Below are 10,681 nucleotides of genomic sequence, written 5' to 3'. Positions count from 1 at the left end.
CATGTTCCGTTCCCTCTACCTCAAGCATCAAGCCTTTTCGTTTATCGTTTTTTCCGTGATCGTGATAACATCCGGGGGGTCTATTGCTGTATACTTTAGCATACACAATAAAGGCTGCCGATGATCAGCAGCCTTTATCGTTCAGGTATGATGCTTACTTATCTCTCAAATCGGAACCAGCCAGGATCAACGTCCTGCCGCTGCGTTCTCCCGTTTATTGAAGATATCCTGCTTCTACTTCCTGCAGTGCTTGCTTGGCTTGTTCAACCCATTGGTCATCCAAAGAGGCATCCGGATCAATCGGCGACTGAAACTGATCAAACAACGCTCCGATCAATCGCGGCCTCGCATGCTTGTCCGTCCCTGTATTGTAGATATGACGGAACACAAAGGGACGTCCGAGCTTGACCGTGGCCTTGCACCCGCCGCATTCCCCGTCCAGGCTGCCCCTCGTGACATGAAACGGGATCCGCAGCCATACCATTCGTTCATGATCCAGTCGCTTGTCCAAATACCCGTGCTTATAATCCCAGTTGCCCGCTAAAGAGAACTGATGGGTGCAAAAGTATTTATCGATTTCGTCGAATCTGCCTTCGATGTTCTCCAGCCTTGATTCCAGGTTTCTCATTCGCTTAGCCCCCTTGCCCGTTATATATTAAAGGATGGACTCAGGCAGCTGCTGCTATACTTTTCAAGCGGCAGAAATCCACGAACCAAAACTATGAAATGCAAAATGAAGGGATAAAGCGGCTTCCATCAACGAATGCTATGACCAATTCTTTATATATTTGCCAAAGGAGATGGGAACGTGCCATCTTATGACATCGGAACGATACGAGAACGGCTGGCGGAATGGGTGGAAGCGAGCCGTCCATACGCCGCAAGCGGAAGAGTTGCGTCCTACATTCCCGAACTGTCCAAATCCCCGCACAATGCCCTCGGTGTCAGCCTGCTGCATGCAAGCGGCGAATCCGCGACTGCAGGTGATTGCGGAAAAAAGTTCACGATGCAGAGCATCTCTAAAGTCTTTACGCTGATACTTGCATTGATGGATAACGGTGAAGAGGAGGTGTTCCGTAAGGTCGGCATGGAGCCGACCGGCGACAACTTCAACTCCATGCTGAAGCTGGAGCTCGTTCGCCCGGGCATTCCGTTCAATCCGATGATCAACGCAGGGGCCATCACGATTTCATCGCTAATCCGGGGCAGCAGCCCGGAAGAGGTATACGGACGGATCCTCGATTTCCTGCGGGTGCTTGCCGGCAACCGGCAGCTAAGCTGCGATGAGGCAGTGTACCTCTCCGAATCCGAAACCGGCAATCTGAACAGGTCCATTGCTTATTTTCTCAAACAAAACGGGGTGCTCTCGGGAAATGTCGAGGCTGTGCTTGACGTCTACTTCCGGCATTGCTCCATTCAGGCCGATTGCGCCGACCTGGCCCGCATGGGGCTGGTCCTTGCTTGCGGAGGTCTCGATCCGCTCACTGGAAACCGGCTGATCCCAAGGCGATACGTTCAGATCGCCAAAACCTTCATGACGACATGCGGAATGTACAATGCGTCAGGTGAATTCGCCATTCAGGTCGGGCTGCCCGCCAAAAGCGGGGTCTCCGGCGGCATCTTAGCGCTTGTCCCCGGACAGTACGGCATTGGCGTATTCGGCCCCGCGCTTAACGACAAGGGAAACAGCCAAGCTGGCGTGCATTTACTGGAGGTTATATCGAGAGAGCTTGATTGGAGCATGTTTTGACAACCAAACGGGACCAGCTGTGCACCTGATTAAGGCATGTCCGTTCGATGGACACCGCCAGGGGTAAGAGCTCTCACATTTACATCAGAACCACCCGTCAAACGGGTGGTTTGCTCTTGGGGTATAACCCCTTGTTGCCAAACTGCGCCTAAAGACGCTAGCCTGACAATAAAATTGTTCAGGCTCAGTGTAATTTGTCACTTTCACTTACCAGTTAAACTGGTTTACTTCTTCTTGTTACTGTTTTTGCTGAATGGGTCTTCATACTCTTTCACACTCAGTTTATCAATTGCTTGGTCATGTGCTTCTTGCTCACGGATATATTTTGCCACGGTGGCTTCATTCAAGCCCACTGTGCTGACGTAGTATCCCTCCGCCCAGAATTTTCGATTACCATATTTATACTTCAAGCTAGCATGCTTCTCGAATATCATGAGTGAGCTTTTCCCCTTCAGGTATCCCATAAATGATGATACTGAGATTTTTGGGGGAATTGCTACCAACATATGTACATGATCGGGCATCATGTGACCTTCGATTATCTCCACTCCCTTGTATTTACATAATCGTTTGAATATTTCGATTAAGTCTTTCCTCACTTGATTATAAATCTCTTTCCGTCTATACTTCGGGGTGAACACAATGTGGTACTTGCACATCCACTTCGTGTGAGCTAAACTATAGCTCTTGTTTGCCATCTAAGACCATTCCTTTCATTATTGAGCCTGAACATCTCAATTTTATCGGAATGGTCTTGTTGGTCAAACCTCGATCCCTCCACCCGCATAGCGGGTGGTTTTTTGTTTCGCACGCTTCGCGAGCTCAACTGGCTAAAGCCGCAATAAGAAAGAAACCGCGCAGCATACGCGGTTTCTTCAATTGACAGGGACATCCGTTCTGCAAGCTACCGGTTGAAAAACAGCTTTTTGATCCGCTCGGCGAATTCCTGCAGATTAACGCTGGACGGATCGAGCCGATAATACCCGTTCTTCACCGCCTCCAATACCCACAGCGGCAGCTTCTTGCCTTCGATGAGCGGATACACATTGTCGTACGCCCACAGAAGATGCTCCCATCGCCTGTCGTTACCGCTCTGGATATACTCTGAAACATCCAGCACTTTGCCACGGCCGTTTTGCAGCAGCACATTTTTCAAATGAATATCTCTGGGATTGAGCCCTTTCTCCCTGACGAAGCTTCGTGCTGCCTCCACATCATCAATGACTTGCCTCGGTACCGGCACGCCGTACAGTAGACAATCATACAATGTCATCCCGCTCTCCCGGCTGATCGCCACATAACGCTCTCCCGCACCGTAAAACGTAGGGAAATAAGGGCTTCCTTGCAGAGAGCGGTACACGCGAATTTCGGCTTCCTTTTTGGGAAGCGCTTCTGCCGCGTACAACTTGTAAGCATAGTGTGGCAGCGGTTCATAGACAAATACCGCAGCATCTGTGCCGATCCCGATGCAGTGCAGGTCATTCGATTCGCCTTCAATGGTCACCGGATCGTTAGTTCCCTGCTTCATGACCTCCATGCTGGATAAAGCCTTTTCAGCCTGCTTCCATTCTTCCGTGTTCATAAGCCACCTCATTTGGCTATCAGCATAACTTGCATAGATCTTTACGCTCGAAAGGATCAGCGTTTTGCAGGCTCGCACTTGTGCTTGTCCACTTATGACTGTAAATGCCGTGCGGGACCTTTGACAAGCAACAATCGGAATAAGGGCTAGCGTTCCATTGCCGATCCTGGACAGCTTCTTGGTTATTACTTGTATCAGATCATATATTATACTCTTCAACTCACCTTCTTAGTATAAACGCTAGACGAAATTCTGGGCAAATGCCTGAAATGAGCACCCATACGATCCATTCGCACAAAAAAGAGAGCATGGAAAGGGTTAATTTCCAGCTCTCTCTTCATGGACCAAATAAAATGAATTCTTATAACTATTTCATTGCCAGGACTGGATGAACGCGCGGATTACGCTTTGGATCCCATTCCGGGCATTTGCCTGGATGTCCTCCTCCCCCGAGCGTTCCAGATGCTTCAGCGCATTTTCCAACTGATGAACGGCTTGTTCGAGGCGTCCCTCCCCATAGTGGAAATGCGCTTGCCGAATTGCATTTGTAAGCTGCTGCGCGAGCGGGTGTCGAACCTTCCCTTGGTCGATTTGGGACTCCAGCCAATCCGGCAGCTGATCCGGCGTGACTGTCTCCGTATAGGATATGGATGCATCATCATAATACGCCTTCGTCGTCCACAGCTGGGAGCAGAACAAGACCAATCTTACGTAAGCTGCATTCTCCGGAGCGACGGCGCTCATCTCAAGCTGCTGCCATTTGCCGCTGCCTGCTGTAATTTGAAGCGAGGTCCCGCCCACTTGCTTATGGTTGGCATCATAGTAGTTCATTGATGCAAGGGTGCGTCCTTCCTTAAGGTAAACCTGGAATCTCGCCGTATACGCCGTCCCGGGCTTCACGGGAACGGAATCGGATGCAACGGCCACCGTTTCCGTCGCGGAAGCATCCGTGATGTACAAGCTGCTCGGGCCGCTTACGCTCTGCTCATTGCTTAATCCGAAAGACACGTTCGGCGTTTTATTGAACAAGGGGCTCCAGCCGGGGATCATGCCGTTCTCTGCAGATTGGTCAAAGCTTCCGTTCAAGATTGGGAGCTCGATCGGAATGTGAACGGCTCCGTCGCCTTTCGTCACTTCGATTTTTTTAAGTAAGGTATCATCCGAATAATAGATATGTCCGTCATCACCGAGCGTCATCAATGGCGTTGTCGACAGCGTGACCGCCGCTTCCGGCTCGTTCGGATCGATCACGGTAATCCTGCCCGCAAGCGTGGTGTACATATAACCGTCTTCGCCCCACCGGATGTGTGCCGGGCGCCATCTTCCATAATTGGATACGGACGGATAAATATTCGCGCTCTTCACGATGTTCATCGTCTCCGGGTCCATGGCGAAGATCGTCCCGTCCGCCGCTGCCCACAGCAATCCGTCAGGGCCGATGCTGAGTCCGCTGATCATCCCTGGTTGAACGGTTGCGCCCGGGATCGAAGGAACGAATTCCTGAAGCTTTTTACCGCTGGCGATATCCCACACAAATATTTTGGCTGCCGTCTCCGTCGGATCGATGCCAAGCCCGCCGGCCACGGTAGTCGAACCATACAGCTTCCCGTTGCGGACGGCAAGGCCGACAATCGATTGGTTGTGCACGACATCTTCATAGACGGTAAACCCTTGCTCAGGCCCGAGCGAAGGATCATACACGGTCAGCGAGCCTCCCAGCTCGCCGTAGTCCGGGATCGTGCCGATAAACAGCTTGCCATCGCCAGGCGTCATGATGAACGGCCTGTCCTGGTGGGGAATTTTATAAATCTCTTTCGGATTCACCCCATCCTGGATCGGCTGATTGACGTCCAGCTCCCAAATGCGGCCTCCCGGATAGAGACCGAAGTACATTTTGTCACCAAGTGCAGCCATGCCTTCGGCCTGACCTAAGGAAAAGGTCTCGATTTCGCCGGTGATCGGGGAATATGAAGCCCCTTTTCCTCCAGGATAGCCGCTCATGTACAGCTTGCCGTCGGGCCCTTTCTCCAGCGTTTGGATCGGAATCGGATTACCAGAGAACGGGTAGGTAACCGACTTGACCTTCTTCGTCTCCAAATTCATATAAGCAACCGCCCCCGACCACATGACGGTCGCAAGCGATTTTCCCGGGAGATCCGGATCATTCGGCATCTCGATCCAAGCGGTATTGCGAAGATAGGTGGTATATTCGATTCCGGTGTCGACCGCCTCCATCGAGATGAGATCCAGCTCCATCAATCGGTTGTTCTGTACGAAATACACCTTATTGCTGCCCGGCTCGCCATACGATAAGCGAATCCCCTTATTGTCCAGAAAATAGGTGTCGCTCCAAGCCCCGGCTTCCGTGTCATAGAACAGCAGTGCGTTATTCCCTCCGCTCAAGCCGGCTACGATATACTTGCCGGCAGCATCAAGCTGATACACTTGCGCAGTCTGCACCGCACCGCCGTATGTCGGCAGCGGAATAGGCTCTTTCTCCCCCGTTTCCACGTTCACTTTCACAAGGCTTCCCTGAATGCCGATCCCAGCATACAAGTATCCGTTATGGTAGGCCGTGGCCCGGGTATAGCTCTGGCCAGGCATCACGCTGCCGTAATCTCTCATCTCGCCGGTGGAGGGATCATAGCGGCCTACCTTGGCATTCGGATAAGAACCGAAATAGACCCTGCCCTGCTCGTCATATGTCAGCCCATAAACAACGCTCTCTCCGATCCCGCCCAGATCGCGCAGCTCTTTCGTTGCCGGCGAATACGTATACAGCTTGCCGTTACCGCCAATATAGACTGTACCGTCCGGCAGGGTTACATGAGTCCAGGAGCTCTCGGTTCCTTCCAGTCTGTATTTGCGCAGCACCTCCCTGCTGACCAGATCAACAACCTGGAAGATGGCCGGCTTGCCCGTTACCGTCGTATACATGACATCCCTGCCATCTTCTTTGCCGAAAGCTGCATCAAAAATGGCTACATTCTCAATTGGGGAACCGATGGTTACCGGTTCGCCGAATGCTTTGTCCACCCGTGCATCCGCTGGAGCGGCGAGCCACCATTGCGATACGAGAACCAGCATGAGCGCAAGCATGAAAACCAAGCTCTTTTTTGCGTAAACGACCCTTTTTTGCATAAATGAGATCCCCCGTTTCTTGTCTTTTGTGAAAGCGCTTTACATCCGTTCGTCAGCAAAATTGAACTTATAAGCTCGCTATCCCCCTCCTCGTGCCGTAATCCGCGTGCAACGCGTCCAATTTCAATGTCAAACCGTTGGATTCGATTTCACCTCTTCCCCCCTTCGTGATCACGACCTTCACCATCACGACCGTCATGATCGGTAATCTATTGGACGTCCCGCCATTCGCCTTCCAAGATGAGTTGCTGGGGCTGCATCGGTTCAGCTCCTCCATCACCAACCTAGAAGCAGCTATAGGCACCTTTAGTATATGAATGCCTTCTTTTTTTCGTAAAGGAGCGTATTTCCACCATCTGTGATTTTTCGCACCCGTTGCAATTTCGAACCTGCGCAGTATTCCAAACAACGGGCATTCGGCTTGTGGAATTTGCTAAATGGATAGAAATACATAAACACATTCGGATTTAATCTTCCCCGGGTTAGACTCTAGGACCTTTTAACGGCGAACAGCGGAAACCATGACGCATGGTTAAGGACGGACTCTGGCCCCGTAACTTTTTACCTGAGCGGTTAGCCTCAAATTTTCCAGTTTTATCAATTTTCTCTTTCAGCGTTATTTCACTTTAATCAGGGACTAGTTCCATGTTACCCGAACGTATATTCCTGATTGTGCGATAGGCAGAGTCCTGTAAGAACAAGGGCTCATCCCTTTCCAAATCATCAGTGATATAATAACCCCGTTTACAAAGAAAGAGTTTTGGAGGAATGGAGGGAAACTATGAATGTACGAGCATGCCAGAAGCTTGCCGGCCTTCTAATGGCACTGCTTCTGGTAGGGTTGCAGACACCGGCATATGCAGAGCAGGCCAAGGTGAAAGCTACCTGGGTATGGCAGACCGAATGGATCAAGGATGGCGGTGAAGAGCTCCTTGATTATTCGCATGAGGAAGGCATTAACCTGATCTATTTGCAAATTAATCGTCAAATGTCTGCAGAGATTTATCAAACCTTTGTCGAGAAGGCCCATGCGGCTAATATTGCAGTCCACGCGCTGGGGGGCGATCCGGGGTGGGCGCTTGAGAAGCATTTGCCGGATATGCTGGGCCTTGCCGATTGGGTGAATGACTATAACGCAGGCGTGCCGGAGAACGGCCGGTTTGACGGGCTCCATCTTGATATCGAGCCCTACGTGCTGCCCGAATGGGAAATTCGTCAGGAAGAGGTTATATCATCCTGGAAGAGCAATATAAGCGCTTTTCTTAGCCGTATCTCGGGAAGCGGGCTAGAGCTAGGGATCGATATCCCCTTCTGGTTTGATTCATACACCCTGGAAGACGGCACTCCGATCAATGAATGGCTCATGGGATCCTTTGACCATGTCACCGTTATGTCTTACCGGAACCAGTTGGATTCCGAGCATGGAATCCGGTCCCTGACCCAGGCTGAGCTCGAGCTGGCGGATCGGCTCGGAAAGCGGGTCGTAGTGGCGGTGAATACGAAGGAGATGCCCGGCGAAGCCCACACGACATTCCATGGACTTGGCCGGGAATATCTGTCCAGCACATTGGAACAATTATCCGCCGATCTGAGCTCTTACAGCTCATTCGCGGGACTGGCTATCCACGACGCCCGAAGCTGGAGGGACATGCCGACAGGCGGTGACGGGGCTACACCCCCTAACGGAGAGAACCCTGCGCCGAATCCGACCCCTCCTACAACCCCTGATCCTGGTGGCGGCGGGACGGTTCCGGATGCGGACCCGATTGAGCGGGATTCCCGGGTAAGAGGCACCTATATTTGGGAAGCGCGTGACGTGGTTGAAGACGGTCAAGGCATTTTGGCGTTTGCGAAGGAGAAGAAACTGAATTGGCTGTATGTAAGGTTGGATTTGGAACAGCCGTTCGATTCGTATTCTTCTTTTGTCAAACAAGCCTCCGCAGCAGGCATTGAAGTACATGCCATGGGCGGCCATCCGATATGGGCGCTGCAGGAGAACCGTCCACGGATGATGAAACTGGTGAACTATGTAAAAGAATATAACCGCTCCGTTGCCGGCGATGAACGATTCCATGGCATCCATCTGGATATCGAGCCGTATGTCCTGCCCGCCTGGTGGGCCGATTCGGACCGGGTTATTGCGGAATGGACGTCCAATTTGGACGCCTTCGTAAGCGAGCTGAAGAAGGACTCCAGCCTTGAAGCCAGCATGGATATGGCCGTCTGGCTTGACAAGCACAAGGCTCCCGGCTCAGACATATCCCTCAGCAAATGGATGATCGACCGGATGGATCATGTATCGTTGATGGCCTTCCGTGACACCGCAGCAGGCTCGAACGGGATCGTCAGCGTCTCCAAAGAGGAAATCGGATTTGCTAATGAGCTTGGAAAGCCGATCATCCTCTCTGTAGAAATGAAAGCAAGCCATGAAGGCAACCATATCACCTTCTATGAAGAAGGCGCGGCCTACATGGAAGAAGAGCTGGCAAAGCTGCCTGAATTGCTGCAGGATTCCCCTGCTTACGCCGGCAATGTGGTTCATGCTTACGAATACTGGAAGAACGCTAAGCCTTGACGGTTTTGCGTAAATAATTTGGGGTGTCCCGCATGATCTCGGATCTGGAGGGCGCCCCTTGTCCCGTTTGGCGAGAATCGTCATCAAGGGTGTGAACTTGTCTATTTATGTCTATGGTTGTTGAAAGAAAAAAGATTGACGAACCGAAATCTTGACGCTACCATGATGAAGGACATTTCGTAAGGGGCATTCTTCTCTCGAAATAGGGTCCGATCATCGAACGGCTGGCGTTTGAACATCGCAAAACTTCTGAAACCAAGCACATATCAGATAAGGATGATCTCGATTCCCCGTACATAGATCTGATGCTAGGGTCAGAGAATTTCAGCGCATGGATGAACGCTATTTCATCTAAAGAAGGAAAGCAGGTGATTATTTATGAATCTGTTAAAAGAATTTAAAGCCTTTGCGCTGAAGGGGAACGTATTGGATCTGGCCATCGGGGTCATCATCGGTGCCGCCTTTGGTAAAATCGTATCCTCGCTGGTTAGCGACATTATCGTGCCGCTGATCGGCTTGCTGATGGGCGGCGTTGATTTATCCGGGTTGAAGGCAACCCTTGGAGACGCAACGATTACTTATGGAGTATTCCTGCAGACGGTCGTGGACTTTCTGATCGTATCTTTCTCGATCTTCATGTTTATTCGAACCCTCAACCGCTTCAAGCGAAAAGAAGAAGCCAAACCGGACGAGCCTCCTGCACCATCCAAGGAAGAGGTTCTGCTAACCGAAATCCGCGATCTGCTGAAGCAGCAAAACGAAGCAGGCCGCTCGTAAGCGCTAAGGGAGTATGTTTTCGATTAATCGAAAACATACTCCCTTTTTTGATGAAGCCTGTTAAAGCCGCCCGCTTCATAAAAGCACCGAGCAGCTCCATTAAGCTTCCCTGCGCTGTTGAAGCCGCTGCTTCGCCCCAAGGATCATGGCGGTCATCGCGGCCAGCGACGCCTCGATCACTTGCTCTCCCTTCTCTTTCGTAGCCAGCGTCGCATCGCCCAAAACAGCCGAAGAGGTGAAGGTTTCCCATGGTGTTGGGGTGCAATCGGCTTCAAGCCCGATTTGGGGTATATCCCGGATTGCCTTGTCCATGTCGACATATTCTTCGGCAAGATAGAGCATGTAGGAGGTCTCAAGCTCGCATGCGTGAAAATACGATGCGTGGGTGGACGGCGTCTCACGAATCCTGGATATGGCCTCTCCGGTACCCGGATAGAAGAAATAATAGACTTTCAATTCAGGGTGATCATTGTACAGCATTCGGGCGGCGTCTTTTAATGCGGGCATGTTCCCGAGGTGTCCGTTCAGCATGACAAAAATTCGGAAGCCTTGCCGTACCAGACTCTCGCCGATATCATAGAGGATTCGGATCAGCGCTTCATTGGATACGCTCAGACTGCCGGGGAAATGCTGAAGACTCCAAACCTGCCCGTAAGGCAGCGTCGGCAGCGCCAGGCTGTCCGTAAGTTCTGCCAGACGCTCGGCCAGACGCTCCGCCAGCAGATTATCCGTTCCTAGCGGCAGATGGGGTCCATGCGTCTCAACGGCGCCGACCGGCAATATCGCGCAGCCCTTGCGTTTAATCAGCTCGCCGATCTCGTAAGCATTCTGCTGTTGATAATCCATCCAAATCCCC

Annotated in this window: 8 protein-coding genes; 3 read left to right on the top strand and 5 right to left on the bottom strand. The window is 51.5% G+C overall.

What is annotated here, in order from left to right; all coding sequences use genetic code 11:
• Positions 1-214: 214 nt before the first annotated feature.
• Positions 215-628, bottom strand: a complete 414-nt coding sequence (locus NST08_RS12830) for a YugN-like family protein (protein WP_007130292.1) — start codon at positions 626-628, stop codon at positions 215-217.
• Between the two features lie 180 nt (positions 629-808).
• Here NST08_RS12830 and glsA point away from each other — a divergent pair, with 180 nt between their 5' ends.
• Positions 809-1,750, top strand: a complete 942-nt coding sequence (gene glsA / locus NST08_RS12825) for a glutaminase A (RefSeq protein WP_341341825.1) — start codon at positions 809-811, stop codon at positions 1,748-1,750.
• Positions 1,751-1,974: 224 nt separating this feature from the next.
• On the opposite strand, the gene tnpA is transcribed toward glsA, so the two are convergent.
• The 3 genes from tnpA to NST08_RS12810 all read right to left on the bottom strand — a co-directional run bounded on the left by tnpA (position 1,975) and on the right by NST08_RS12810 (position 6,431).
• The gene (gene tnpA, locus NST08_RS12820; protein WP_007127619.1) at positions 1,975-2,448 is read right to left on the bottom strand and encodes an IS200/IS605 family transposase; all 474 of its coding nucleotides are present in this window, start codon (positions 2,446-2,448) and stop codon (positions 1,975-1,977) included.
• Positions 2,449-2,654: 206 nt separating this feature from the next.
• Positions 2,655-3,332: a serine/threonine protein kinase gene (locus tag NST08_RS12815; protein WP_251535178.1), complete on the bottom strand. Its 678-nt coding sequence runs from the start codon at positions 3,330-3,332 to the stop codon at positions 2,655-2,657.
• Between the two features lie 372 nt (positions 3,333-3,704).
• Entirely contained in the window at positions 3,705-6,431 is a 2,727-nt protein-coding gene (locus NST08_RS12810; RefSeq protein WP_232239411.1) for an FIMAH domain-containing protein, read from the bottom strand.
• A gap of 823 nt (positions 6,432-7,254) precedes the next feature.
• Here NST08_RS12810 and NST08_RS12805 point away from each other — a divergent pair.
• Positions 7,255-9,048, top strand: a complete 1,794-nt coding sequence (locus NST08_RS12805) for a hypothetical protein (protein WP_007130297.1) — start codon at positions 7,255-7,257, stop codon at positions 9,046-9,048.
• A gap of 378 nt (positions 9,049-9,426) precedes the next feature.
• On the top strand, positions 9,427-9,825 hold the full coding sequence (gene mscL / locus NST08_RS12800) for a large conductance mechanosensitive channel protein MscL (RefSeq protein ID WP_034274289.1): 399 nt from the start codon (positions 9,427-9,429) through the stop codon (positions 9,823-9,825).
• A gap of 99 nt (positions 9,826-9,924) precedes the next feature.
• On the opposite strand, the gene NST08_RS12795 is transcribed toward mscL, so the two are convergent.
• On the bottom strand, positions 9,925-10,671 hold the full coding sequence (locus NST08_RS12795) for a creatininase family protein (protein ID WP_341341824.1): 747 nt from the start codon (positions 10,669-10,671) through the stop codon (positions 9,925-9,927).
• Between the last annotated feature and the right edge of the window lie 10 nt (positions 10,672-10,681).

The organism is Paenibacillus sp. FSL K6-1566 (genome assembly GCF_038050475.1).
GTDB lineage: Bacteria > Bacillota > Bacilli > Paenibacillales > Paenibacillaceae > Paenibacillus_AQ > Paenibacillus_AQ lactis.
This window is presented reverse-complemented; position numbering and strand designations above follow the sequence as displayed.

What these genes read in the sequence shown, in the direction of transcription:
- NST08_RS12830 (WP_007130292.1), bottom strand. Translation starts at nt 628, where the DNA reads ATGAGAAACCTGGAATCAAGGCTGGAGAACATCGAAGGCAGATTCGAC.
- tnpA (WP_007127619.1), bottom strand. Translation starts at nt 2,448, where the DNA reads ATGGCAAACAAGAGCTATAGTTTAGCTCACACGAAGTGGATGTGCAAG.
- NST08_RS12815 (WP_251535178.1), bottom strand. Translation starts at nt 3,332, where the DNA reads ATGAACACGGAAGAATGGAAGCAGGCTGAAAAGGCTTTATCCAGCATG.
- NST08_RS12810 (WP_232239411.1), bottom strand. Translation starts at nt 6,431, where the DNA reads ATGCTTGCGCTCATGCTGGTTCTCGTATCGCAATGGTGGCTCGCCGCT.
- NST08_RS12805 (WP_007130297.1), top strand. Translation starts at nt 7,255, where the DNA reads ATGAATGTACGAGCATGCCAGAAGCTTGCCGGCCTTCTAATGGCACTG.
- mscL (WP_034274289.1), top strand. Translation starts at nt 9,427, where the DNA reads ATGAATCTGTTAAAAGAATTTAAAGCCTTTGCGCTGAAGGGGAACGTA.
- NST08_RS12795 (WP_341341824.1), bottom strand. Translation starts at nt 10,671, where the DNA reads ATGGATTATCAACAGCAGAATGCTTACGAGATCGGCGAGCTGATTAAA.